Below are 24,839 nucleotides of genomic sequence, written 5' to 3'. Positions count from 1 at the left end.
CACGAAAGGGGCCGGTCCGGAAAGATCCGGGCCGGCCCTTCCGCTGTACATGACGGCTGGTCAGCGGGCGATCTCGGTGACCCGGGACTCGCGGACCACGGTCACCCGGATCTGACCCGGGTAGGTCAGCTCCTCCTCGATCTGCTTGGCCACGTCCCGGGCCAGCACCGCCGCGCCGATGTCGTCCACGTCCTCCGGCTTGACCATCACCCGGATCTCCCGGCCGGCCTGCATGGCGAAGACCTTCTCCACGCCGAGCTTGCCGGCCGCGATCTCCTCGATCCGCTCCAGCCGCTTGACGTACGCCTCCAGGCTCTCCCGGCGCGCGCCCGGCCGCCCGCCGGAGCAGGCGTCGGAGGCCTGGGTGAGGACGGCCTCGATGGTCTGCGGCGGCACCTCGTTGTGGTGCGCCTCGATGGCGTGGACGACGTCCTCGCTCTCGCCGTACTTGCGGGCCAGGTCCGCGCCGATGATGGCGTGGCTCCCCTCCACCTCGTGGGTGAGCGCCTTGCCGATGTCGTGCAGGAACGCGCAGCGCTTGATGGTGGGCGCGTCCAGCCGCAGCTCGGCGGCCATGATCCCGGCGATGTGCGCGGTCTCCACCAGGTGCTTGAGCACGTTCTGCCCGTACGACGTCCGGTAGCGCAGCCGGCCGAGCAGGGTGACCAGCTCCGGGTGGATCTCGGTGATGCCGACCTCGACCAGGGCGTCCTCGGCGGCCCGGTGGCAGAGCTCCTCCACCTCGTGCCGGGCCTGCTCGTAGACCTCCTCGATCCGGTGCGGATGGATCCGCCCGTCGAGGACCAGCTTCTCCAGGGTGAGCCGGCCGACCTCCCGGCGTACCGGGTCGAAGCAGGAGAGCAGCACCGCCTCCGGGGTGTCGTCGATGATCAGGTTGACCCCGGTGACCGACTCGAAGGCGCGGATGTTGCGCCCCTCCCGGCCGATGATCCGGCCCTTCATCTCGTCGCCGGGCAGGTGCAGGACGCTGACCACGCTCTCCGCGGTCTGCTCGCTGGCGACCCGCTGGATGGCGTCCACCACGAGGTGCCGGGCGCGCTGCTCGGCGGTGTCGCGGGCCTCGGACTCGATGTCCCGCACCAGCAGGGCGGCCTCCCGCTTGGCCTGGGACTCGATCGCCTCGATCAGCTCGGCGCGCGCGGCCTCGGCGGTCAGCCCGGCCACCCGTTCCAGCTCGCGGCGGCGCTGCTCCTCCGCCTCGGCCGACGCCTGCTCCCGCTCCACGAGGGCGCTCTCCCGGGCGGCGAGCGCCGCGCTGGCGGCGGTGAGCTGCCGCTCCCGCTCGGCGAGCCGCTCCACCTCCTCGGTGTGCAGCCGTTCCCGCTCGTCCATCCGGGCGGCCCGGCGCTCCACCTCGGCGGCCTGCTCCCGGGTGGTGGCCGCGAGCACGGCGACCTCCCGCTCACCGCTGCGCCGGGCAGCGGCCCGAAGCTGCTCGGCGTCGGCCTCGGCCTGCTTGTGCGCCCGCTCCAGGACGGTGTCGGCCTCGGCGCGGGCGTCGTCGAGGACGCGCCGCGCCTCGGCCCGGCCCGCCTTCGCCTCGGCCTTGGCAGCGGCGGCCTCGGCCCGGGCCGCGGCGGCGGCCGACTTGGCCACGTCGATGGTGCTGTGCGCCTCGTCCGCGGCGGTGCGCAGGGCGGCCAGGGACTGCTCCTGCCGGTCCTTCTCGGCGATGAAGGCCGGGTCCTCCGGGGCCGGGCCGAGGCTGAGCCGGCGCAGCGTCCGAACGCCGAGCAGCACGGCCCCGACCACCACCACCGTCAGGATCAGGACCACCGCGAGGATGACCACGTCGAAGCCGCTCATGCCGCCACTCCGGAGGTCGTGGCGGCGTCGATCCGTCCCGCCTCACGGTCGCCCGCGATGCCCCTCGTCCGGCACTGACACCGGGCCGCAGGGGGACCCTGATCCGCATCGCGAACCCGTGGAAGACCGCCGGTGAACCTCTGCCGTCCCGCCATGGCCGCCTCCCCTGAACGTCGCGCCGCAGGAGCCCGTGCCGGGTGGGCACGCGCCTGCGGCTCTGGACGCCCGACCGGAGCGGCTGGCGGTGGCTAGCTTTCCGTCGACGGTGCCCTGCGAAGGGGCATCGCCGACGGCCGGGTGCAGTTGTCGGACGGCTCCGGACCTGTCCGGAGCTGCCGTCAAAGGCCGGTGTAGCTGGCCAAAGTGATGCTGTTCTGTTACGGGATCTATGTTGTGCGCTTAGCCTGCGCTGGTCGGGCGAAGTGAGCCTGTATGGCGAGGCTAGGTCGCCGGGGCCGGTTCGGTCAAGAACTCATGATCAAACCACCCGCACGGAGAGAAGTTACGGCATCACCGAGCGCCGATCAGATGCCGGACACCGGGGGACAAAGGCGGCGAGCCGCCAGCCCATGCCGGCGCGTCGGTCCTGCTCAGGCCCCCGGCGCCTCGCGTGTCGCGCCGCTTGCGGAGATCAGCGGTAGCCGGCCGGGGGAAGGCCGCGACATGCCGAATGTCGGGAGGGTCACCCACCGGCGGTCGCCGACGGGCGGCTCACCTACCGGGCGGCTCACGAACCGCGCGGCCGGCATCGTTCGGCTCAGTCGAGGGCGGGAGTCTCCCGGTCGAGGTCGCCCTCGGCGTCGGCGAGGGCGTCGGCGTCGATCTGCTCGGCGAACTCGGCCGCCTCGGCGCTCTGCGCCGCGAGGGCGTCCTTCACCGCGCGGATCGCCACGCCGGGCGGGTAGCCCTTGCGGGCCAACATGCCGACCAGCCGCCGGAACACGGCGTCCGGCTCGCCCCGGACCGAGCGCAGCTTCCGCTCCACCAGGGCGCGGGCCGTCTCCGCCTCGGTCTCCTCGTCCAGCTCGCCCAGCGCCTCGCTGGCCACGTCGCCGTCCACGCCGCGCTGGCGCAGCTCGTTGGCGAGCGCCCGGCGGGCCAGCCCCCGGCCGGCGTGGCGGCTGGAGACCCACGCCCGGGCGAAGGCGGCGTCGTCGATGATGCCGACCTCGTCGTACCGGTCGAGCACCTCGGCCGAGACCTCCGCGGAGATGCCCCGCTTCGCCAGCGCGCCGGCCAGCTCGGCCCGGGTACGCGGCCGGACCGCGAGCTGCCGCAGACAGATCTCCCGGGCCACCTCGGCCTCGTCGCGGGGCGGTGTCGCCTCCGGGTCGGTCGCCTCGGAGCGGCCGCGACGGCCCCGGCGGGGGCGGGGCGTGGCGTTGGCGTCACCCGCCCGGGGCGGGCTGGCGTCCCAGCCCCGCCCCGTGCGGGCGCGTCGTCCTGCCACGTGACCGGTCAGAAGTCGACCGGCGGCAGCTCCGGCCCACCGGCGGCGTCGCCCGCGCCGACCCCGACGCCGAGCTTCTCCAGGATCTTCTTCTCGATCTCGGCCGCCACGTCCGGGTTCTCCCGGAGGAACTCGCGGGCCTTCTCCTTGCCCTGGCCGAGCTGGTCACCGTCGTAGGTGTACCAGGCGCCGGACTTGCGGATGATCGCCTGCTCGACGCCGACGTCGATCAGCGAGCCCTCGCGGGAGATGCCCTTGCCGTACATGATGTCGAACTCGGCCTGCTTGAACGGCGCGGCGACCTTGTTCTTCACGACCTTGACCCGGGTCCGGTTACCGACCACGTCGGTGCCGTCCTTGAGGCTCTCGATGCGGCGCACGTCAAGCCGGACCGAGGCGTAGAACTTCAGCGCCCGGCCACCGGTCGTCGTCTCGGGGCTCCCGAACATCACGCCGATCTTCTCGCGGAGCTGGTTGATGAAGATCGCCGTGGTGCCGGTGTTGTTGAGCACACCGGTGATCTTCCGCAGCGCCTGGCTCATCAGCCGGGCCTGGAGGCCGACGTGGCTGTCGCCCATCTCGCCCTCGATCTCGGCCCGCGGCACCAGGGCGGCGACCGAGTCGATCACGATGATGTCGAGCGCGCCGGAGCGGACCAGCATGTCTGCGATCTCCAGCGCCTGCTCGCCAGTGTCCGGCTGGGAGACCAGCAGGGCGTCGGTGTCGACGCCGAGGGCCTTCGCGTACTCCGGGTCGAGCGCGTGCTCGGCGTCGACGAAGGCGGCGATGCCACCGGCCCGCTGGGCGTTGGCCACCGCGTGCAGGGCGACCGTCGTCTTACCGCTGGACTCGGGACCGTAGATCTCGACGACCCGGCCGCGGGGCAGACCGCCCACGCCGAGCGCCACGTCGAGCGCGATCGAGCCGGTCGGGATCACGGCGGTCTGGACGACCGGCCGCTCCCCCAGCCGCATCACCGAGCCCTTGCCGAACTGTTTGTCGATCTGAGCGAGAGCAAGGTCGAGTGCCTTCTCCCGGTCAGGCCCTGCCGCCATCGTCGCCACCCCTGCCTTCGCCGGCGTCTTTCCTGAGCTTCGCGTCACGCGGACACGCTAGGCGCTGGGTCCGACAGAAAACCAGCCGAGGAGGCCGCGAGCTGTGGACGAGCACCCCGCTGTGGACAATAGCCGAACAGGTGTACGACTCGGCAAGCGACACGCCGAAGCGGCGAAAAGGCTGCTCAGCGTAGCCGTGCGGGCACCCGTTCGGGGTAGGCGGCGACCACGGCCCGCCACACCACGTGCGTCTCCTCACCCGCGGCGAGCGCCTGCTCGATGGTCCGCCCGCCGAGCTGGGACAGCACCTGGTCGCTGGCGATGCTGGCCGCGTACGCCGGCCCGAACGCCTCTTCCAGTCGGGCCCAGAAGTCGGTCAGCCGCACGTGATCAGTCCTCCTTGTCGGGCGCCCCTGCGGGTACCGGACGCAACGCTAGCGCCACCAGGGGCACGGTCGCGATGGCCGCGAGCAGGGTGAGCGTCGGATAACCGGCCACCCGCATGACAAACCCGCTCAGCGCCGCGGCACCCGCCCCGGCCAACCCCATGGTCAGGTCGGAGAGCCCCTGCACGGCCGGCCGGACGGCGGTGGGCACCGACTCCGACAGCAGCGTGGAACCGGCCACCATGGTGCCCGACCAGCCCAGCCCGAGCAGCGTCAGACCGACCGAGAGGCCCGGCGTGTGGTGTCCGGCCGTGCCGGCGACCGCGCAGGCGGCCAACAGCACCCCGACCCCGCCGAGGATCACCGGCCGCCGGCCGAGCCGGTCGGTCAGCCAGCCCACCACCGGCGAGAGGGCGTACATGCCGGCGATGTGCAGGCTCAGCACGACGCCGACCACCCGCAGCACGTCGGCGTCGTCGTGGAACTCGCCGAGACGTACCGGGGTCATCGACATCACCGCGACCATCACCACGTGGCCCACCGCCACCGCCGCGATGCCGAGGCGGGCGGCGGGCCGCTCACGTACGACCCGCCAGGCCGCGCGCATCCCGGCGCCGCGCCGGGCGGCGACCTTGACCGGCGCGGAGCCGACCGGCTCGGCCACCGGCGCGTCGGCCGCCGCCAGCCGGCGCGCGGTGAGCAGCGGGTCGGGCCGCAGCAGGACCAGCAGTACGACCGCGGCCAGCACGAACGCGGTCGCGCTGAAGGCGAACGGGCCGGCCAGCGGCGGCAGGCCCCAGCCGCTGGTGGTGTGATCGGCGAGGGCGGCGAAGTTCGGCGCCGCCACCGCGCCGATGGTGGTGGCCCAGACGATCAGGGAGAGCTGGCGACCCCGGCGGGCCGGCTCGGCCAGGTCCACGGCCGTGTAGCGGGCCTGGAGGTTGGCCGCGGTGCCACCGCCGAAGAGCAGCATGCCGAGGAAGAGCAGCGGCACCCAGCGGGTGATCGCGGCGAGCACCACCAGCACGCCCCCGGCCGCCCCGGCGAAATACGCCATCGCCAGGCCCGGCCGGCGGCCGTGACCGGTCATGATCCGGGTGACCGGGACGGCCAGCAGCGCCCCGCCGACCACGGCGGCGCTCTGCGCCAGACCGGCCACCGCGGTGCCGGCGATCCGGGCGGCGAGCAGCGCGCCCACGGCGATGCCGATGGTGACGCCGATGCCGCCGATGATCTGGGTGGCGAAGAGCAGCCGCAGCGTCCGCCGCTGGATCGGCGCGACGTCCGGCCGGGTGTGGGCCGGGGCGGTCAGGTCAGTGGCCATCGGGGGCTCCTCGGTAAGGGGTGACCCATCCTCTCGCACCCGACCGGGTCACCGGCACCCGGTTTCCCTACAAGCCCAACCCTCGCCCGATGATCTCCTTCATGATCTCGGTGGTGCCGCCGTAGATGGTCTGCACCCGCCCGTCCAGCCAGGCCTTCGCCACCGGGTACTCGAGCATGAAGCCGTAGCCGCCGTGCAGCTGGACGCAGCGGTCGGCGACCTTGTTCTGCAGTTCGGTGGTCCACCACTTGGCCTTCGCCGCGTCGGTGACCGACAGCCGGCCGGCGTTGAACTCCGCCACGCAGTGGTTGACGAAGGTGCGGGCGATGGTGACCTCGGTGTCCAGCTCGGCCAGGAGGAACCGGTTGTGCTGGAACTTCCCGATCGGCCGGCCGAACGCCTTTCGGGAGCGGGCGTAGTCGAGGGTGACCGCGAGCAGCTTCTCCGCCGCCGCCACCGCGGCGACCGCGATGCTGAGCCGCTCCCGGGGCAGGTTGGCCATCAGGTGGTAGAAGCCGTGGTTCTCGGTGCCGATCAGGTTCTCCGCCGGCACCCGGCAGTCGTCGAAGAAGAGCTCGGCGGTGTCGTTGGCCTTCAGCCCGACCTTCGCCAGCCGCCGACCGCGGCTGAACCCGGGGGCGCCGGTCTCGACCGCGATCAGGCTCACCCCGTGCGCGCCCTGGTCGGTGGCGGTCTTGGCGACCACCAGCACCAGGTCGGCCATCTCGCCGTTGGTGATGAACGTCTTCTGCCCGTTGAGGACGTACGAGTCGCCGTCGCGGACCGCGCTGGTGCGGACGCCCGCCAGGTCGGAGCCGGCCCCCGGCTCGCTCATCGCGATCGCGGTGACCAGCTCGCCGGAGCAGAAGCCCGGCAGCCACCGCTTGCGCTGGTCGTCGGTGGTCAGCTCGGTCAGGTACGGCGCCACCACGTCGTTGTGCAGCCCGAAACCGAGGCCGGAGCAGCCCGCCGCGATGATCTCCTCGTCGAGCACCGCGTTGAACCGGAAGTCCCGCTGCCCGCCGCCGCCGTACTCCTCGTCGACATCCATGCCGAGCAGCCCGGCGGCCCCGGCCTTGCGCCACACCTCGCGGTCGACGATGCCCTCGGCCTCCCAGCGCTCGTGGTGCGGGACGGCCTCCCGGGCCAGGAACTCGCGGCAGAGCGCCCGGAACTCCTCGTGCACGGGCTGGTAAAGGTGCTGCTCCATGGCGATGAGTGTGCCCTGCCGGGCCGGAGGCGGGAAGAGCCGATGCCAAGGAAGCAGCGGTGAGGTCTTGACGACGGTATCCGTGCCGCCTTTATTCTCACGGCACGATTTCCGTGGACCTTGGTCCGCCCGCGCAACGTTAACCGTAGGACTGAGGAGCGCCCATGTCAGCTGGGCCGGCTACCCCCGCCATCGCCCTTCGTGGCCTGCGCAAATCGTTCGGCCCGGTGGAGGCGGTGGCCGACGTGGATCTGGAGATCGCCGACGGCGAGTTCTTCTCCATGCTCGGGCCGTCCGGCTCGGGAAAGACGACCGTGCTGCGCATGATCGCCGGGTTCGAGCCGCCGACCGCCGGGACGGTTCTGCTCGGCGGGCGCGACGTCACCCGGCTCGCCCCGTTCGAGCGGGACGTCAACACCGTCTTCCAGGACTACGCGCTCTTCCCGCACATGACGGTGCAGCAGAACGTCGAGTACGGCCTGCGGGTGCGGAAGCTGGGCCGCGCCGAGCGGCGCGAGCGGGCGGCGGAGGCGCTGCGCAGCGTACGGCTCGAGGGCCTCGCCGACCGGCGGCCGGCGGCGCTCTCCGGCGGGCAGCGCCAGCGGGTGGCCCTCGCCCGCGCCCTGGTCATCCGCCCGAAGGTACTGCTGCTCGACGAGCCGCTCGGCGCGCTCGACCTGAAGCTGCGCGAGCAGATGCAGGTCGAGTTGAAGGCCCTCCAGCGAGAGGTCGGCATCACCTTCGTCTTCGTCACCCACGACCAGGAGGAGGCGCTCACCATGAGCGACCGGGTGGCCGTCTTCGACAACGGACGGATCGCCCAGGTAGGGACGCCCGCCGAGGTCTACGAGCGGCCGGCCACGCCGTTCGTCGCCGGCTTCGTCGGCACCTCCAACCTGCTCACCGGCGCCGCGGCCCAGGCCCTGCTCGGCCGCGACGGCGTCTTTTCCGTACGGCCGGAGAAGATCCGGCTCGACGGCCCGCCCGCCACCGACGAGGAGACGGCGGCCACCGGACGGGTGGCCGAGGTCGTCTACGCCGGGGCGACCACCAGGTTCGTCGTCGACCTCGACGCCGGCGCCCGGCTGGTCGTGACGCAGCAGAACCTGACCACCTCCTCGGCCGACGTGGCGGCGCTCCGCGGCACCCCGGTCCGCCTGGCCTGGCGCACCGAGCACGCCGTGGCCGTCCCCACCCCCGTCGTGCCAACCCCTTCCGCTAAGGAGAGCGCACATGCGTACCGGTAGAACCCTGACCGCGCTCGCCGCCGTCGGCCTGCTCGCCGTGGCCGGCTGCGGCGACGGAGGCACCGACGCCGGTGGTTCCGGCCCCGGCGGCATCAAGCCGCCCAAGATCGACAAGCTTGCGTCACTGGGCTCCGGCGAGGGGCAGGTCAACATCGTCGCCTGGGCCGGGTACGTCGAGGACGGCTCCACCGATCCGAAGGTGGACTGGGTCACGGAATTCGAGAAGCAGACCGGCTGTCAGGTCAACGTCAAGGTCGCCGGCACCTCCGACGAGATGGTGACCCTGATGAAGACCGGCGAGTACGACCTGGTCTCCGCCTCCGGGGACGCGTCACTCCGGCTGATCTACGGCGGCGACGTCGCCCCGGTCAACACCGACCTGATCACCAACTACAAGGACGTCTTCGACGGGCTCAAGCTGAAGCAGTGGAACTCCGTCGACGGGGTGGCCTACGGCGTGCCGCACGGGCGCGGCGCCAACCTGCTGATGTACCGCACGGACGTCGTGAAGCCGGCGCCGACCTCGTGGGGGGCGGTCTTCGACGCCAACTCGCCGCACAAGGGCAAGATCACCGCGTACGACTCGCCGATCTACATCGCCGACGCGGCGCTGTACCTGATGAAGCACCAGCCGGACCTCGGCATCAAGAACCCGTACGCCCTGGACGACAAGCAGTTCGCCGCCGCGGTGGACCTGCTGAAGAAGCAGAACGAACTGATCGGCGAGTACTGGTCGGACTACACCAAGGAGGTGCAGGCCTTCAAGACCGGCAACTCCGTGCTGGGCACCACCTGGCAGGTCATCACCAACCTGGCGCAGGCCGACAAGGCCCCGGTCGAGGCGATCCTGCCCGAGGAGGGGGCGACGGGCTGGTCGGACACCTGGATGATCTCGTCGAAGGCGAAGCACCCCAACTGCGCCTACCGGTGGATGGACCACATCATCTCCCCGAAGGCCAACGCCGCGGTGGCGGAGTGGTTCGGTGAGGCGCCGTCCAACCGGCTCTCCTGCGCCCAGACGGCCGACAAGAACCACTGCGCGACCTTCCACGCCGAGGACGAGGCGTACTTCGAGAAGGTCTGGTTCTGGAGCACGCCGGTGGCGCAGTGCCTGGACGGACGTACGGACGTCAAGTGCAAGGACTACGCGGCCTGGACGCAGGCCTGGACGACCGTCAAGGGCTGAGGGTGAGCATCTCGACCCTGGACCGGCCCGCGGGCCCGGCGAAAGCCGCCCGCGGGCCGGTCCGCCGCCTCTCGGCGTGGCTGCACCGCCACGCCGGGGTCCGGCTCGCGGCCCTGCTCACCGCGCCGCTGCTCTGGCTGGTGGTCGCCTACCTGGGTTCGCTGGCCGTGCTGTTCGTCTCGGCACTGTGGACGGTCAACGGCTTCACCGGGGAGGTCGTGCGGCAGCCGACCCTGGCCAACTTCCGCACCATCGTCACCGACGAGGTGTACCGGGCGGTCGCGCTGCGCAGCCTCGGCACGGCCGCGGCGGTGACCGCGATCGACGCGCTCATCGCCCTGCCGATGGCCTACTACATGGCGAAGGTCGCCCGCCCCCGCCACCGGCGCTGGCTGGTGGTCGCCATCCTCACCCCGCTCTGGGCCAGCTACCTGGTCAAGGCGTACGCCTGGCGGGTGCTGCTGGCCAACGGCGGGCCGGTGGACTGGCTGCTCGGCGGACCGGGCAGCGGCCCGGGCTACGGGTTGACCGCGACGGTGCTGGTGCTGGCGTACCTGTGGTTGCCGTACATGATTCTGCCCATCTACGCGGGCCTGGAGCGCCTGCCCGACTCGTTGCTGGAGGCGTCGGCGGACCTGGGCGCCCGGGCGGGCCGGACGTTCCGGGCCGTGGTGCTGCCCGTGATCGTGCCGTCCGTGATCGCCGGGTCGATCTTCACGTTCTCGCTCTCGCTGGGCGACTACATCACCGTGCAGATCGTGGGCGGCAAGACCCAGCTCATCGGCAACCTGGTCTACGCCAACATCGGTGCCGCCAACAACCTGCCGTTCGCGGCCGCGCTGGCCACCATCCCGGTCCTCATCATGGTCATCTACCTGGTCGCCGTCAGGCGCTCCAAGGCTCTGGAGGAGTTGTGACGCTGTCCCGGTCGGCGCGCTGGCTGCTGCGCGGCGCGATGGCGCTCGGCCTGGCCTTCATCTACCTGCCGCTGGCGGTCGTACTGATCAACTCCTTCAACGCCGACCGCACGTTCACCTGGCCGCCGCCCCGCTGGACCACGGACTGGTGGGTTCGCGCCTGGGACAACGCGGGCGCGCGCGACGCGCTGTGGATGTCGGTCAAGGCGGGGCTGGGTGCCACCGCCATCGCGCTGGTGCTCGGCTCGCTCGTCGCGTTCGCGGTGCAGCGCTACCGGTTCTTCGGCCGGGGCACGGTCTCGCTGCTGGTCGTGCTCCCGATCGCGCTGCCCGGCATCGTCACCGGCATCGCCCTGGACACCGCCTTCCGCTCGGTGATGGCGCCGCTGGGCATCGGCAAGGGCCTCTTCTCGGTGATCGTCGGGCACGCGACGTTCTGTGTCGTGGTGGTCTACAACAACGTGCTGGCCCGGCTGCGCCGGCTCGGGGGCAACCTGCAGGAGGCCTCCGCCGACCTGGGGGCCGACGGGCTGCAGACCTTCCGCTACGTCACGTTCCCGGTGCTGCGCTCGGCGCTGCTCGCCGGCGGGCTGCTGGCGTTCGGGCTCTCCTTCGACGAGATCATCGTCACCACGTTCACGGCCGGCCCGGGCGTACAGACCCTGCCGATCTGGATCTTCAGCAACCTGTTCCGGCCGAACCAGGCACCGGTCATCAACGTGGTGGCCGCGGTGTTGATCCTCGCCTCGGTGGTGCCCATCTACCTCGCCCAACGGCTCTCGGACACGGCGAGCGGCGGCCGCCTCTGACCGCGACCGGCCGGCTTCAGCGCAGCACGGTGGCCGCGACCTTGAGGTCGCTGACCAACCCGTCGTACGCCACGTCCCGGTCGTCGGCGCGCAGCACGGCGGACGGGTGGATGGTGGCCACCAGTTGACCCTCCGGGACGTCGGCCACCTTTCCGGTGTTGTCCACCGGCACCCGCTTGAAATCCTCCGGGCGCTGCGCGGCGTCCGGCCAGGGCAGCAGCTCCCCGCGCTGCTTCGTCACCCGGAAGGCGGGGCCGAGCAGGGCCTTGGCGGCGGTCGCGCCGAGCACCACCACGACGTCGGGGTTCAGCCGGGCGAACTCCGCGACCAGCCAGGGTCGGCAGGCGGTGATGTGCACCCGGTCCGGGGACTGGTGGATGCGGCGCTTGCCGCGCAGCTCGAAGCGGAAGTGCTTGACGGCGTTGGTCAGGTAGATGTGGCCCGGGTCGATCCCCGCGTCGTCGACCGCCTTGCGCAGCAGCCGGCCGGCGGGCCCGACAAAGGGCAGCCCCTGCCGGTCCTCCATGTCGCCGGGCTGCTCGCCGACGAAGACCAGACGGGCGGTCTCGTCGCCGCGACCGAAGACGGTCTGCGAGGCGTCCCGGTAGAGCTCGCAGCCCCGGCAGCCGGTCGCGGCCGCGCGCAGCTGGTCGATCGTGTCGGCCTGCGGCGGGATGAACTTCTGGGCACCGGGTGCGCTCTCGGTTTCGGCCATGTCGATTGTTATATACCGGTTTCACCGCTGCCGCCGGATCCGGCCCCGCCGTACCGGCGCCCGGCATGGGCCGGTACCGCCGCGACCGCCGCCCGGCATGGGGTCAGTATCCTCCTCCGCCACCGCCGCCACCGCCGCGAGCGAGCGCGATCACCACGATCACCAGCACGATCGCGACCGCGATGGCGATCCAGAGACCCGTCCTCGACCTGGGTCCAGCCATGGTCGTCCACCTCCCGGCCGGGTTTACCCCAGGACGAGAGGGCCATGCCCGCCGGGGCGGGCCCGGTCATGCGGTGAAGCCGCCCGGCGCGGTGGGGCGCACCGCGCGGGCCACCGCGTCGGCCAGCGGCGCGATGTCGGCCTCGTCGAGCGCGCTGACGGTGATCCGCACGCCCGGCCCGGCGGCGATCCGGTTCAGCGCGCCGGGGGCGACCGACCAGCCGGCGTCGCGCAGCGCGGTGACCACGACGGTCTCGTCCGGCACGGGGACCCACACGTTGATCCCGGTGCGGCCCTGGGCGGGCACGCCGCGGGCGGCCAGGGCGGCCAGCAGCCCGTCCCGGCGCCGCTCGTAGCTCTCGCCCGCCCGGTCGACCAGCTCGGCGGTGGCCGGGTCGCGCCAGAGCGCCAGCACGAGCCGCTGCAGCACCGTCGAGACCCAGCCGGCGCCGACCCGGGCCCGGCCGGCGACCCGGGCCACCGTCGCCTCGTCCCCGGCGAGGACCGCCAGCCGCAGGTCAGGCCCGTAGGGCTTGCTCACCGACCGGACGAAGGCCCACGCCGAGGTCACCCCGGCGAGCGGGTGCAGGGGTACGCGGGCCAGCTCGGCGGCGTGGTCGTCCTCGATCAGCAGCAGGTCGGACCGGCCGGCGAGCAGGGCCCGCAGCGCTCCGGCGCGGTCGGCGGAGACGGCGGCGCCGGTCGGATTCTGGGCGCGGCTGGTGACGACCAGCGCGCGCGCCCCGGCCGCCAGGGCGGCCCGGACGCCGGGCTCGGTCGGCCCCTCGTCGTCGACCGGCACCCCGATCGTCCGCAGCCCGAGGGCGGCGACCAGGTCCAGCAGGTTGGCCCAGCCCGGGTCCTCGACCGCCACCGCGTCGCCGGGACGCAGGTGGGCCGCGAGCAGGCGCTCGATGCCGTCCAGCGCGCCGCCGGTCACGGTGATCTCCTCCGCCGACACGCCGTCGGCGACGAGCCGGTCCTGGGCGGCCTCGGCCAGCCCGGGGAGGACGGCGGCGGTGGCGTACCCGGTGGGCGGGCCGATCTCGGCGGCGAGCGCGGCCAGGTGCGGACCAAGCGGTGGCAGCAGCCGGCTGTCGGGCTGCCCGGCAGAGAGGTTGCGGGTGCCGGGCCGCGGCGGCGGCATCAGCCCGGCGCGGCGGGTGGCGACCGGCGGGCGGGGCCGGACCCGGGTGCCGTGCCGCCCGGCGGTGACCACCAGCCCGCGCTGGCGGAGCTCCTGGTACGCCTTCGCGACCGTGGCCGGGCTGACCGCGAGCTCGGTGGCGAGGGCGCGGACGGCCGGCAGGGCGGCGCCGGGCGGGAGGGCACCGCCGCGGATGCCGGTTTCCACGCTGGCCGAAATGGCGGCCGACGACGACCCGCTGATCTGATAATGTGCTGCCACAGTCTGGAGATTGTACTAGAACAAAAGGTGGATGTCACATGTACCCCCGGACCGAACGGACCACCGCCACCCGCATGCGGGACCGGATGAGCTATGACGAAGCCGCCGCGCACGCCGTCCTGGACGAGACGTACCACTGCGCGCTCGGGTTCATCGTGGACGGTGAGCCCCGGGTGCTGCCCACCCTGCACGTCCGCGTCGGCGACACCCTCTACCTGCACGGCTCCACGGGCAGCCGGCCGCTGCTCGCCGCCCGGGGCGACGCCGGGCTGCCGGTCTGCGTCGCGGTTACCCTGTTGGACGGGCTGGTCTACGCCCGTTCCCAGTTCAACCACAGCGCCAACTACCGGTCCGTGGTCGCGCAGGGGACCGCCCACCTGGTCACCGACGAGCGGGAAAAGGCCGAGGTGCTGACCGCGCTGGTGGAGAAGGTCGGTGCGGGGCGCAGCGCGGACAGCCGGCCGCCGAGCCGCCGGGAGCTGGCCGAGACGGCCATGCTGGCGCTGCCGCTGCGGGAGGTGTCGGTCCGGGCCCGCACCGGCGGGGTGAAGGACGACCCCGCCGACCTCGACCTGCCGTACTGGGCCGGGGTGGTGCCGCTGCGGCTGACCGCCGGGGTGCCGGAGCCGGACGCCGGGGTGATCGCGCCGGTGCCGGCGTACCTGCGACCGACCCGCTCGCCCTGGCTGGAGCCGGTGGTCATGCGCGGCGAGCACGTGGCGCTGGAGCCGCTCGACCTGTCCCACGCCGACGAGCTGTTCACGGCGACCGCCGATCCCGAGGTCTGGCGGCACCTTGGCGGCCCGCAGCCCGTCGACGCCGCCGAGATGGGCCAGGTCATCGCCGCCTACCTGGCCGCGCACCAACGGGGCGAGCGGGTGCCCTGGGTCCAGCGCTGCGCCGCCACCGGGGCCGTCGTCGGCACCACCTCGTTCTACGAGGTCGACCCGGACCGGCGGTCCGTCGCCATCGGTTACACCTGGCTCGGCCGGCCCTGGTGGCGGAGCGGGATCAACACCGAGGCAAAGCTGCTGCTGCTCACCCGGGCGTTCGAGGAGCTCGGCGCGGTCCGGGTGGTGTGGCACACCGACATCCGCAACGAGCGCTCGCAGCGTGCCATCGAACGGCTCGGCGCGACCCGGGAGGGGGTGCTACGGATGCACCGGCAGCGCGCCGACGGCTCCTGGCGGGACACCGTGCAGTACGTGATGACGGTCGATGAGTGGCCAAACGCACAGGTCAGCCTGCGGGAAAGGCTTCGCCGGCCGGCGGCCGTGGCGTGATGATGTCGGGCGTGCTGGGGATCACCGACATCTGGACATACGTGCTGGGCACCGTGGCGATCGTGCTGCTGCCCGGACCGAACTCGCTCTTCGTCCTCTCCACCGCGGCGAAGCGCGGCGTGCGGGCGGGTTACCGGGCTGCCGGTGGGGTCTTCCTCGGCGACGGCGTGCTGATGTTCCTCTCCGCCGCCGGGGTGGCGTCGCTGCTCAAGGCGTACCCGCCGCTCTTCCTGGTGATCAAGTACGTCGGCGCGGCGTACCTGGGTTATGTGGGGTTGACGATGCTGCGCGGCGCGTGGCGGCGTTGGCGCGACCGCAACGACCCCACCACCCCGCGGCTGATCGACGCCGCGGAGCCGGCGGCGCTGCGCAGCCCCTTCCGGCGGGCGCTGGTGATCAGCCTGCTCAACCCGAAGGCGATCCTCTTCTTCATCTCGTTCTTCATCCAGTTCGTCGACCCCGGGTACGCCTGGCCGGCGCTGTCGTTCCTGCTGCTCGGGCTGATCGCGCAGGTGACCAGCGCGCTCTACCTGAGCGCGCTGATCTTCGCGGGCACCTTCCTGGCGGCGCAGTTCCAGCGGCGACGCCGCCTCGCCGCGAGCGCCACCACCGGCGTCGGCATGCTCTTCCTCGGCTTCAGCTTGAAGCTCGCCACCGCCTCGGTCTGACGCCGTCCGGTCGGACGGACGGCGATCGTGGAGGTGCGGCACGCGCAAAAGCGCCCGATCGCGGCAGAACAGGCGCCACAATTCCATGATCGGCGCACAGCCCGGGCGTCAGGTGCCGGAGCTGCCGCCACCACCGCCGCCGATGCCGGCCCCACCGCCGGCCGTGCCGTGCAGCCCGTAACCGGGCGCGACCGGCTGATCCGGCGGGCGGCTGACGTGCGCCGACTCGGTGATCCGGGCCGACCAGTCGGAGTGCGCGGCGGCCGCGGCGTGCCGGTTGATGGCGTGCCGCAGCCAGCCGTCCACCGTGGCGACCCAGTCCCGCCGATCGGCGCCGGCGTGCCAGACCCGGAACCGGCTGATGCTCTGGTGGGTCACCCCGGCCAGGGAGAGCCGGCGGTCCATCCAGAGGACCACCTCCAGCCCCGCCGCGTTGGTCACGAAGATCAGCTCCAGCTCGGTGATCGGGCCGGCGTAGAGCGGCGCCACCCAGTAGCCGAGCCGCTGGTAGAACGGCAGCGTCTGCTCCACCCCGGGCAGCCGGCCCTGCTGCAGGCCCGCCTGGCGCATCACGAAGCCGAGGGTGTCCAGCGCGGCGAGGATGTGCTGCTGGGTGGGGAGCGGATGGACGAAGACCGGCACCATCGCGCCCTGGTCGAGGTACGGATCAAGGGAGACCTCGGTACGCAGACCGGTACGCAGGCTCATCAGCGGCACCCCGCCGAAGATCGTCACCGGGGTCTCCCAGGGCAGCGGCAGCGCGAAGTCCACCGCCCGCCGCCGCCCGGCCGGCACCGCGAACCGGCCGGCGACCGGGACCTGGTGGTACTGCACCAGGCGGCGTGGCGAGCCCGGGTCCTCCGGTTCGACCTGGGCGACCAGGCCGAGCCGGATGTGCCGGACCGGCACGTCGTCCGGCCCGGCGGTGACCGTCACCCGCCCCGGCAGGCGCAGACCGGGGCGGATGCTCGGATTGGTCAGGGTGGTGGTGACCGACAGCCCGGTCCAACCGGACTCCGACGACACCCCGGTCAGGCGCACCGCGCTCCCCCGTCCCGTCGACACCGACTTCGAGGGGTTTCCCGGCCGGGCGGGTTACGAACGCGACCGGCCGTCGGGTCCCCGGGGACCCGACGGCCGGTGGTGTCGGCCCGTCGGTCAGCGCATGCGCCGCCCGCGCGGCACCGGATCGGTCTCGTCGTCGAACTCGCCGATGACCTCCTCCAGCAGGTCCTCCAGCGCGACGAAGCCGATCGGCCGGGTCGGGCCGCCGCCGTTGCGGACCAGGGCCAGCTGGGCCTGCCGGCCCCGCATCGCCGCCACCGCCTGGGTGACCGAGGCCTGCGCGGGCAGGGTGAAGGCGGGGGACATCAGCTCGCCGGCCCTCGCCGGTCGACCCGTGGTGACCGCCCGAACCGCCTCCCGGACGTGCACCAGCCCGCAGACCTCGCCGGTCGGGTCCAGCACGGCCAGCCGGGACCGGCCGCTGTCCCGGGAGACCTGCTCGATCCGGTCGGCGGTGTCGTCCCGGCGGACCGAGACGATCCGGTCGAACGGCTCCATCACCTGCGCCACGGTGGTGCCCTGCAGCTCCAGCATGCTGGTCAGCAGCAGGTGCTGCTCCGCGCCGAGCAGCCCGTGCTCGCGGGACTGCTCCAGCAGGATGCGCAGCTCGTCCGGGCCGTGCACCTGGGCCAGCTGATCCTGCTGCCGCACCCCGACCAGCCGCAGGACGCCGTTGGCCAGCCCGTTCAGCGCGGAGAGCACCGGCCGGGAGACCCGAGCGAAGGCCCGGAACGGCAGCGCCAGCAGCATCGCCGAGCGCTCCGCGTCGATGATCGCCCACGACTTCGGCGCCATCTCGGCGACCACCAGGTGCAGGAAGGTCACCAGGCCGAGGGCGAGGAGCAGCGCCACCAGGTGGCTGACCGCGTCCGGCAGCCCGAGGGCGTGCAGCAGCGGGCTGAGCAGGTGCTCGATCGCCGGCTCGGCCAGGGCACCCAGGCCGAGCGTGCAGAGGGTGATGCCGAGCTGCGCGCCGGCCAGCATCAGGGACAGCTCCCGTACGCCGTCCAGGGCCGCCCGCGCGGCCCGGCCGCCACCGGCCGCCATCTGCTCCAGGCGGTACCGCTTCGACGCCACCAGGGCGAACTCGGCGGCGACGAAGAAGCCGTTCAGCGCCAGCAGCACCGCGGAGAAGAAGAGCGCAAAGCCGGGGCTCATGCCGCCTCCTCCCCGCGCGCGACCTCGGTCTTCCGGAGCCGGACGGAGTCGGCGACGTGCCGGTCCACGGCCAGCACCTCGACCAGCGCGCGCTGCTCGGCGTCGGGCGCCTCGCCGTCGACGACGAGGCTGATCTCCAGCCGGTCGCCGACCTCGGGCACCCGGCCCAGCTCCCGCATGACCAGCCCGGAGAGGGTGTCGTACTCGGGCGCCTCGGGCAGCGCGATGCCGGTGCTGTCGGCCACCTCGTCGATCCGCCAGCGCGCCGGCACCACCCAGGAGCCGTCGTCCTGCCGGGCCGGGGCGCGCTCCGGCGGGTCGTCCTCGTCGCGGATCGGCCCGACCAACTCCTCCGCGATGTCCTCCAGCGTGATCACGCCGGCGAAGCCGCCGTACTCGTCGACCACGCAGGCCAGCTGCCGGTGCCCGACCCGCAGCCGGTCCAGCACCGTCGGCAGCGGCAGCGTCTCCGGCACCAGCAGCGGGGCTGGGGCCACCGCGCCGACCAGGGTGGTCGACCGCTCGGCCGGCGGCACCGCGAGCACGTCGGCGATGCCGATCACGCCGACGAGATCGTCGACGCCCTCGGCCCCCCGCACGGGGAAGCGGGAGTGGCCGGTGTCGAGCAGCTCGACCACCCGGCTGACCGGCTCGTCGGCCCGTACCGTGTGCACGTCGACCCGGGGCACCATGGCCTCCCCGGCGGTCAGCTCCCGGAAGTCGAGGCCCCGGTCGAGCAGGGTGGACATCTCGGCGGTCAGGCGCCCCTCCTCGCGGGACTCGGCGATGATCTGCTCCAGGTCCGCCGGGGTGGCGCCGGTCGGCAACTCCTCGATGGGCTCGATGCCGACCCGGCGCAGCAGCCGGACGGCGGCCCGGTCGAAGAGCGTGATCGCCGGACCGGCGAGCTTCAGGTAGATGAGGGTGGATCGGCTCAGCGTCCGGGCCAGCGGTTCGGCGCGGGCGATGGCCAGGTTCTTCGGGGCCAGCTCGCCGAGGACCATCTGCACCACGGTGGCGATGATCAGGGCCAGCAGCACCGACAGCGGCAGGCTGACCGCCGCGGAGACCCCCGCGACGCCGAGCAGCCGGGCCAGCCCGGCGCCCAGGTACGGCTCGGCGACGTAACCGACCAGCAGGGCGGTCACGGTGATGCCGAGCTGGGCGCCGGAGAGCATGAACGAGAGCCGCCCGGTCACCTCCAGGGCCCGGGCTGCGGCCTGGTCGCCACCGTCGGCGAGCTGCTTGAGCTTGCCCCGGTCCACGGCGACGTAACCGAACTCCTGGACCACGAAGTAACCGGTGGCGGCGGTGAGCACGATGATGAGAACGAGACCGACGACGATCAGCACGGGAGGCTCAGGGCTCCCGGGGCCGTCGGGGCGAGGGGTTGCCGGGCACGACCCGGCTGGCTACTGCTGCCCTCCTGGGCAGAGGAGTCGATCATGTTGCCATTTTATCGGCGCTGCCTGGAAGTCCGCTGAAGGTGTGCGGAAGGGACTCCTGTTAATCTCTGCCGGCCAGCCCTGCAGAGCAGGTGCGGCGTACCGGACGGGCGTCCGGCGGCGGGGCTCAGCGGAGCGCGACGTCGCCGGCGGGCAGCCGACTGCTCCGGGTCGCGGCGCGGCGTCAGACGGGTCGCGCCGGAATGGTCGTAGCCGGCTGGCGCGACGGCCGCTCCCGACGGGTCTCCACCAGCAGGTCGGGGCGGCCGAGCTGGAGCACGGCCTTGTTGACCACCCGCTGCGCGGCGGCGAGGGACCGCACCGGAAGCAGCTTGCCCCGGCTCTCCCGCCGGAGAACGAAGTAGTGCACCGCGGCCCGGACCAGCCCCCGGTCGGCGGCGCTGGAGTGGGCGGTGGCGATGACCAGCTCCCGCAGGCAGCCGGCGAGCTGCTCGGCAAGCTCCAGCTCGGGGCCGTGCAGGCCGGCGCGGAGCGCGGCGAGGTGACCGTCGACCTTGCGGATGAGCACGTCACTCCCGGGCCCGGAGCCTCGCTCCTCGACGATCATCCAGGCCCTCCCCCAACGCTGCGTTGCGAGTGAAGTTACTTTATGTTGCTCGACGCAAGCAAGCAGTTAAGTAAGACTTAACGCATTCAAAATCGCATCCGTCGCGTAAGAGCCAGAGTCGGACAGAACCAGCGTCCGGCGGCGGCTGAATGTCACACCGACGGGGCAGTATGGGAGACGTGGCGGATGAGGTGACCGGCGGGGACGCGACGGTGCTGGCGGGGTTCGGCGCGCCGACCCGGGAGTGGTTCACCGCGGCGTTCGCCGCGCCCACCGCCGCCCAGGTCGGGGCCTGGCGTTCCGTCGCCGCCGGGCGCAACGCCCTGGTGGTCGCCCCGACCGGGTCCGGCAAGACGCTCGCGGCGTTCCTCTGGTCGCTCGACCGGCTGGCCAAGGAGCCGCCGCCGGCCGAGGCCCGGCAGCGCTGCCGGGTGCTCTACGTCAGCCCGCTCAAGGCGCTCGCCGTCGACGTGGAGCGCAATCTGCGCGCCCCGCTCGCCGGCATCCGGCAGGCGGCCACCCGACTCGGCGTCGCCCCGCCGGACATCGCCGTGGGGATGCGCACCGGCGACACCCCGGCCGACGAGCGCCGCGCCTTCGCCCGCACCCCGCCGGACATCCTCATCACCACGCCGGAGTCGCTCTTCCTGCTGCTCACCTCGGCGGCCCGCGACTCCCTGCGCGGCGTCCAGACGGTCATCGTCGACGAGGTGCACGCGGTGGCCGGCACGAAGCGCGGCGCCCACCTGGCGCTCTCCCTGGAGCGCCTCGACGAGCTGCTGGAGACGCCCGCGCAGCGGATCGGCCTCTCCGCCACGGTCCGGCCGATCGACGTCTGCGCCCGATTCCTCGGCGGCGCCCGCCCGGTGGACGTCGTCCAACCGCCCAGCAGCAAGACGATCGAGGTCAGCGTCCAGGTCCCGGTGGAGGACATGACCCGGCTGGACGAGCAGGAGCAGCCGGAGGACGACCTCGGCGGTCCCGGCCCGCGCCGGGCGTCGATCTGGCCGGCGGTGGAGGAGCGGGTCTTCTCGCTCATCCGGTCGCATCGGTCGACGATCGTCTTCACCAACTCCCGGCGCAGCGCCGAACGGCTCTGCGCCCGGCTGAACGAACTGGCCGCCGAGGAACTGGCCGCCGGCACGGGCGGGCCCGGCGGCACGCCGGGGGCCGGGGGCACCGCCCACGGCGGCGGGCCGGTGGGCGTACCGGAAGGGTCGGCGCGGGGGGACGGTCCGGCGGCCGCCGACGGCGGGCCCGGGCGCGGCGCCGACGCGTGGGCCGGTCCGGTGGGGCCGCTGCGGGCCCCGCGCCCGCCGGCGGAGGTGATGGCACAGGCCGGCGCGGCGGCGGGGGCGCCACCGGTCATCGCCCGTGCCCACCACGGCAGCGTCTCCCGTGAGGAGCGCAAGCACATCGAGGAGGCGCTCAAGTCCGGGCAGCTCCCGGCCGTGGTCGCCACCTCCAGCCTGGAGCTGGGCATTGACATGGGCGCGGTCGACCTGGTGGTGCAGATCGAGGCGCCGCCAAGCGTCGCCGCCGGTCTGCAACGGGTCGGCCGGGCCGGGCACCAGGTCGGCGCGGTCTCCCGGGGGGTGGTCTTCCCCAAGCACCGGGGCGACCTGCTCTCCTGCACCGTGGTCGCCGAGCGGATGGCCGAGGGCGCCATCGAGGAGCTGCATTACCCGCGCAACCCGCTCGACGTGCTGGCCCAGCAGATCGTCGCGATGGTCGCGCTGGAGCCGTGGCGGCTGGGCGACCTGGCCGTGGTGGTCCGCCGGGCCGCGCCCTTCGCCGAGCTGCCCGACTCCGCCCTGCACGCGGTGCTGGACATGCTCTCCGGCCGCTACCCGTCCACCGCCTTCGCCGAGCTGCGGCCCCGGCTGGTCTGGGACCGCGCCACCGACGTGCTCACCGGCCGCCCCGGCGCCCAGCGCCTCGCGGTGACCAGCGGCGGCACCATCCCCGACCGGGGGCTCTTCGGGGTCTTCCTGGCCGGCGCGGAACGCGCCGCCCGGGTCGGCGAGCTGGACGAGGAGATGGTCTACGAGTCCCGGGTGGGCGACGTCTTCCTGCTCGGCTCCTCCTGCTGGCGGATCGAGGAGATCACCCCCGACCGGGTGCTGGTCTCCCCCGCCCCCGGCCAGGCCGCCCGGATGCCGTTCTGGAAGGGCGACCAGCTCGGCCGCCCGGTCGAGCTGGGCCGGGCCATCGGCGCCCGGGTCCGGGCCCTGCTCCGGCGGGACGACGAGACCGCGATCGCGGCGCTGCGCGCCGGCGGGCTGGACGACTGGGCCGCCGGCAACCTGATGGCGTACCTGCGCGAGCAGCGGGAGGCCACTCGCTCCCTGCCCGACGACCGGACGGTGGTGGTCGAGCGGTTCCGCGACGAGCTGGGCGACTGGCGCCTTGCCGTGCACTCCGTGCTGGGTGCCCGGGTCAATGGCCCCTGGGCGCTGGCCATCGGCCGCCGGCTCGCCGAGCGGTACGGCGTGGACGCCCAGGTCATGCCCTCCGACGACGGCATCGTCGTACGCCTCCCCGACACCGCCGACGAGCCGCCCGGCGCCGACGTGGTGGTCTTCGAGCCCGACGAGATCGCCCAGCTCGTCGAGGAGTCGGTCGGCACCTCCGCGCTCTTCGCGTCCCGGTTCCGCGAGTGCGCCGCCCGGTCGCTGCTGCTGCCCCGCCGGGACCCGCGCCGCCGGCAGCCGCTCTGGCAGCAGCGCCAGCGCGCCGCCCAGCTCCTCGACGTCGCCCGCGAGTACGCCGACTTCCCGGTCACCCTTGAGGCGGCCCGGGAGTGCCTGCAGGACGTGTTCGACCAGCCGTCCCTGGCCGAGCTGATGCGCGACCTGGCGTCCCGCAAGGTGCGGCTGGTCGAGGTGGAGTCCGAGCGGCCCTCCCCGTTCGCCCGCTCGCTGCTCTTCGGTTACGTGGGCGCCTTCCTCTACGAGGGGGACGCCCCGCTGGCCGAGCGCCGGGCCGCCGCGCTGGCGCTGGACTCGGGCCTGCTCGGCGAGCTGCTCGGCCGGGTCGACCTGCGGGAGTTGCTGGATCCGGCGGTGCTCGCCGAGACCGAGCGGCAGTTGCGCTGGCTCACCGAGCAGCGTCGTCCCCGCGACGCCGAGGACGTGGTCGAGCTGCTCCGGGTGGTCGGCGACCTGAGCGAGGCCGAGCTGGCCGAGCGGGGCGCGCCGATCGAGTGGCTGGCCGAGCTGGCGGCGACGCGCCGGGTGCTGCGGGTCCGGATCGCCGGTGAGGAGCGCTGGGTCGGGGTGGAGGACGCGGCCCGGCTGCGGGACGCGCTCGGCGTGGCGCTGCCGGTCGGGGTGCCCGAGGCGTACCTGGCGCCGGTGGCGGATCCCCTCGGTGACCTGGTGGCCCGGTACGCCCGCACCCACGGCCCGTTCGCGGCGGCGACCTGTGCCGCCCGGTTCGGGCTCGGGGTATTCGTGGTGGAGCAGGCGCTGCGCCGGCTCGCCGCCACCGGGCGGGTGGTCTCCGGCGAGTTCGCCCCGGACACCGTCGGCATCCAGTGGTGTGACGCGGAGGTGCTGCGGCTGCTGCGCCGCCGGTCCCTGGCGGCGCTGCGCCGGGAGATCGAGCCGGTGCCGCCCCGGGCGCTGGCCGCGTTCCTGCCCCGCTGGCAACAGGTCGGCTCGTCGGCCCGGGGCGTGGAGGCGCTCGCCGCCACCATCGAGCAGTTGCAGGGGGCGGCGGTGCCGGCGTCCGCGTTGGAACGCCTGGTGCTGCCGGGCCGGGTGGCCGACTACTCCCCCGCCCAGCTCGACGAGCTCTGCGCCAGCGGCGAGGTGCTCTGGGCCGGGTCCGGGGCGATCTCCGGCGGCGACGGCTGGGTCACCCTGGCGTACGCGGATGTCGCCCCGCTGCTGCTGCCCCCGCCGGACGAGGCGCTCGCCCTCGCCCCGCTGCACGAGGCGGTGCTGGACGCGCTCGCCGAGGGGCAGGCGCTCTTCTTCCGCTCGCTGTCGGACCGGGTCGGCTCCACCGACGACGCCGCGCTGGCCGCCGCGATCTGGGACCTGGTCTGGGCCGGTCAACTCACCAACGACACCCTCGCCCCGCTGCGAGCGGTGCTCGGCGGGGGCGGCGCGCACCGGTCCCGCCCCGCCGCCCCGCGCACCCGCTACCGGCGACCCGGCCGGGTCGCGCTGCCGTCCCGCACCGGCCCGCCCACCGTGGCCGGCCGCTGGTCCCGGCTCCCGGAACGGGACCTCGACCCGACCCGCCGGGCCGCCGCCCTCGCCGACGTGCTGCTGGAACGGCACGGGGTGGTCACCCGCGGTGCGGTGCTGGCGGAGCAGGTGGCCGGCGGTTTCGCCGCCGTCTACCCGGTGCTCTCCGCGCTGGAGGAGCGCGGGGCGGCCCGGCGGGGCTACTTCGTCGAGGGGCTGGGCGCCGCCCAGTTCGCGGTGCCCGGCGCGGTGGACCGGATCCGCGCCCTGGCTGACCCGGCCGACGGCGGCCAGGGCCGGGGCGGTCCGACGCTGGTGCTCGCCGCGACCGACCCGGCCAGCCCGTACGGCGGTGCGCTGCCCTGGCCGGAGCGGGTGGTCGACTCGGGCGACGGCACCGCCCCGGCGACCGGCCACCGGGCCGGCCGCAAGGCCGGCGCACTCGTGGTGCTGGTCGGCGGCGACCTGGTGCTCTACGTGGAGCGGGGCGGGCGGACCATCCTCTCCTTCACCGACGACGCCGACGCGCTGGCCGCGGCGGGGAAGGCGCTCGCCGACGCAGTGCACTCGGGGGCGCTCGGGGCGATGTCGGTGGAACGCGCCGACGGCGAGGCGGTCCGCTCCTCGCCGCTGCGCGACGCGCTCACCGCCGCCGGCTTCCGGGCCACCCCGCGCGGCCTGCGCCTGCGCGGCTGAC

The 24,839-nt window shown here is 73.7% G+C and carries 19 protein-coding genes; 7 read left to right on the top strand and 12 right to left on the bottom strand.

Features of this window, described 5'->3' with window-relative positions:
* Positions 1–60: 60 nt before the first annotated feature.
* From rny to GA0070624_RS11980, 6 genes are all read right to left on the bottom strand, one after another.
* Positions 61–1,827: a ribonuclease Y gene (rny, locus tag GA0070624_RS12005; protein WP_091340388.1), complete on the bottom strand. Its 1,767-nt coding sequence runs from the start codon at positions 1,825–1,827 to the stop codon at positions 61–63.
* A 757-nt stretch (positions 1,828–2,584) separates the two neighbouring features.
* Positions 2,585–3,277, bottom strand: a complete 693-nt coding sequence (locus GA0070624_RS12000) for a regulatory protein RecX (protein ID WP_091340385.1) — start codon at positions 3,275–3,277, stop codon at positions 2,585–2,587.
* Positions 3,278–3,285: 8 nt separating this feature from the next.
* Complete coding sequence (recA, locus tag GA0070624_RS11995; protein ID WP_091348664.1) at positions 3,286–4,332, bottom strand: recombinase RecA; 1,047 nt, start codon at positions 4,330–4,332, stop codon at positions 3,286–3,288.
* Positions 4,333–4,517: 185 nt separating this feature from the next.
* The gene (locus tag GA0070624_RS11990; RefSeq protein WP_091340382.1) at positions 4,518–4,718 is read right to left on the bottom strand and encodes a DUF3046 domain-containing protein; all 201 of its coding nucleotides are present in this window, start codon (positions 4,716–4,718) and stop codon (positions 4,518–4,520) included.
* A 4-nt stretch (positions 4,719–4,722) separates the two neighbouring features.
* Positions 4,723–6,042 carry an MFS transporter gene (locus GA0070624_RS11985; RefSeq protein ID WP_091340378.1) on the bottom strand — a complete coding sequence of 440 codons (1,320 nt, stop codon included), beginning with the start codon at positions 6,040–6,042 and terminating at the stop codon, positions 4,723–4,725.
* A gap of 67 nt (positions 6,043–6,109) precedes the next feature.
* Complete coding sequence (locus GA0070624_RS11980; protein ID WP_091340374.1) at positions 6,110–7,252, bottom strand: acyl-CoA dehydrogenase family protein; 1,143 nt, start codon at positions 7,250–7,252, stop codon at positions 6,110–6,112.
* Positions 7,253–7,416: 164 nt separating this feature from the next.
* Between GA0070624_RS11980 and GA0070624_RS11975 the strand changes: the two genes are divergently transcribed.
* From GA0070624_RS11975 to GA0070624_RS11960, 4 genes are read left to right on the top strand one after another with little or no spacing between them, the layout of a single operon-like run.
* Positions 7,417–8,499, top strand: coding sequence for an ABC transporter ATP-binding protein (locus GA0070624_RS11975; RefSeq protein WP_091340369.1), 1,083 nt, complete (start codon positions 7,417–7,419; stop codon positions 8,497–8,499).
* The gene (locus GA0070624_RS11970) at positions 8,486–9,685 is read left to right on the top strand and encodes an ABC transporter substrate-binding protein (protein WP_091340366.1); all 1,200 of its coding nucleotides are present in this window, start codon (positions 8,486–8,488) and stop codon (positions 9,683–9,685) included. Before GA0070624_RS11975 ends, GA0070624_RS11970 begins: the two co-directional genes overlap by 14 nt.
* Positions 9,686–9,687: 2 nt before the next feature.
* Entirely contained in the window at positions 9,688–10,602 is a 915-nt protein-coding gene (locus GA0070624_RS11965) for an ABC transporter permease (protein ID WP_245718752.1), read from the top strand.
* A complete protein-coding gene (locus GA0070624_RS11960) occupies positions 10,599–11,411 on the top strand; it encodes an ABC transporter permease (RefSeq protein ID WP_091340363.1) in 813 nt (270 codons plus the stop codon). Before GA0070624_RS11965 ends, GA0070624_RS11960 begins: the two co-directional genes overlap by 4 nt.
* Before the next feature lie 16 nt (positions 11,412–11,427).
* Here GA0070624_RS11960 and GA0070624_RS11955 read toward each other — a convergent pair whose 3' ends face one another.
* Positions 11,428–12,126, bottom strand: coding sequence for a UdgX family uracil-DNA binding protein (locus GA0070624_RS11955; protein WP_091340359.1), 699 nt, complete (start codon positions 12,124–12,126; stop codon positions 11,428–11,430).
* A gap of 289 nt (positions 12,127–12,415) precedes the next feature.
* On the bottom strand, positions 12,416–13,756 hold the full coding sequence (locus tag GA0070624_RS11950; protein WP_091340355.1) for an aminotransferase class I/II-fold pyridoxal phosphate-dependent enzyme: 1,341 nt from the start codon (positions 13,754–13,756) through the stop codon (positions 12,416–12,418).
* Positions 13,757–13,794: 38 nt separating this feature from the next.
* Here GA0070624_RS11950 and GA0070624_RS11945 point away from each other — a divergent pair, with 38 nt between their 5' ends.
* A complete protein-coding gene (locus GA0070624_RS11945) occupies positions 13,795–15,039 on the top strand; it encodes a bifunctional pyridoxamine 5'-phosphate oxidase family protein/GNAT family N-acetyltransferase (protein WP_091340352.1) in 1,245 nt (414 codons plus the stop codon).
* Positions 15,039–15,707: a leucine efflux protein LeuE gene (gene leuE / locus GA0070624_RS11940; protein WP_091340349.1), complete on the top strand. Its 669-nt coding sequence runs from the start codon at positions 15,039–15,041 to the stop codon at positions 15,705–15,707. Before GA0070624_RS11945 ends, leuE begins: the two co-directional genes overlap by 1 nt.
* 108 nt (positions 15,708–15,815) lie before the next feature.
* Here the strand turns inward: leuE and GA0070624_RS11935 are convergent, their stop codons facing one another.
* The 4 genes from GA0070624_RS11935 to GA0070624_RS11920 all read right to left on the bottom strand — a co-directional run bounded on the left by GA0070624_RS11935 (position 15,816) and on the right by GA0070624_RS11920 (position 19,943).
* A complete protein-coding gene (locus GA0070624_RS11935) occupies positions 15,816–16,748 on the bottom strand; it encodes a sporulation protein (protein WP_091340345.1) in 933 nt (310 codons plus the stop codon).
* Between the two features lie 117 nt (positions 16,749–16,865).
* Entirely contained in the window at positions 16,866–17,930 is a 1,065-nt protein-coding gene (locus tag GA0070624_RS11930; RefSeq protein WP_091340341.1) for a hemolysin family protein, read from the bottom strand.
* Positions 17,927–19,282 carry a hemolysin family protein gene (locus tag GA0070624_RS11925; RefSeq protein ID WP_091340338.1) on the bottom strand — a complete coding sequence of 452 codons (1,356 nt, stop codon included), beginning with the start codon at positions 19,280–19,282 and terminating at the stop codon, positions 17,927–17,929. The genes GA0070624_RS11930 and GA0070624_RS11925 overlap by 4 nt, the downstream gene beginning before the upstream one ends.
* Before the next feature lie 277 nt (positions 19,283–19,559).
* Positions 19,560–19,943, bottom strand: a complete 384-nt coding sequence (locus tag GA0070624_RS11920; protein WP_091340332.1) for a hypothetical protein — start codon at positions 19,941–19,943, stop codon at positions 19,560–19,562.
* 170 nt (positions 19,944–20,113) lie between these two features.
* Between GA0070624_RS11920 and GA0070624_RS11915 the strand changes: the two genes are divergently transcribed.
* Complete coding sequence (locus tag GA0070624_RS11915; protein ID WP_091340329.1) at positions 20,114–24,838, top strand: Lhr family helicase; 4,725 nt, start codon at positions 20,114–20,116, stop codon at positions 24,836–24,838.
* Position 24,839 lies beyond the last annotated feature (1 nt).

Origin of the sequence: Micromonospora rhizosphaerae (assembly GCF_900091465.1) — a bacterium.
Classification (GTDB): domain Bacteria; phylum Actinomycetota; class Actinomycetes; order Mycobacteriales; family Micromonosporaceae; genus Micromonospora; species Micromonospora rhizosphaerae.
Note: the sequence above shows the minus strand (reverse complement) of the source record. Positions and strands in the feature narration are given on the sequence as shown.

Excerpts from the sequence above, each read along its gene's own strand:
- rny (WP_091340388.1), bottom strand. The coding sequence starts at position 1,827 with ATGAGCGGCTTCGACGTGGTCATCCTCGCGGTGGTCCTGATCCTGACG.
- recA (WP_091348664.1), bottom strand. The coding sequence starts at position 4,332 with ATGGCGGCAGGGCCTGACCGGGAGAAGGCACTCGACCTTGCTCTCGCT.
- GA0070624_RS11985 (WP_091340378.1), bottom strand. The coding sequence starts at position 6,042 with ATGGCCACTGACCTGACCGCCCCGGCCCACACCCGGCCGGACGTCGCG.
- GA0070624_RS11980 (WP_091340374.1), bottom strand. The coding sequence starts at position 7,252 with ATGGAGCAGCACCTTTACCAGCCCGTGCACGAGGAGTTCCGGGCGCTC.
- GA0070624_RS11975 (WP_091340369.1), top strand. The coding sequence starts at position 7,417 with ATGTCAGCTGGGCCGGCTACCCCCGCCATCGCCCTTCGTGGCCTGCGC.
- GA0070624_RS11970 (WP_091340366.1), top strand. The coding sequence starts at position 8,486 with ATGCGTACCGGTAGAACCCTGACCGCGCTCGCCGCCGTCGGCCTGCTC.
- GA0070624_RS11955 (WP_091340359.1), bottom strand. The coding sequence starts at position 12,126 with ATGGCCGAAACCGAGAGCGCACCCGGTGCCCAGAAGTTCATCCCGCCG.
- GA0070624_RS11945 (WP_091340352.1), top strand. The coding sequence starts at position 13,795 with ATGTACCCCCGGACCGAACGGACCACCGCCACCCGCATGCGGGACCGG.
- leuE (WP_091340349.1), top strand. The coding sequence starts at position 15,039 with ATGATGTCGGGCGTGCTGGGGATCACCGACATCTGGACATACGTGCTG.
- GA0070624_RS11930 (WP_091340341.1), bottom strand. The coding sequence starts at position 17,930 with ATGAGCCCCGGCTTTGCGCTCTTCTTCTCCGCGGTGCTGCTGGCGCTG.
- GA0070624_RS11920 (WP_091340332.1), bottom strand. The coding sequence starts at position 19,943 with ATGATCGTCGAGGAGCGAGGCTCCGGGCCCGGGAGTGACGTGCTCATC.
- GA0070624_RS11915 (WP_091340329.1), top strand. The coding sequence starts at position 20,114 with ATGGGAGACGTGGCGGATGAGGTGACCGGCGGGGACGCGACGGTGCTG.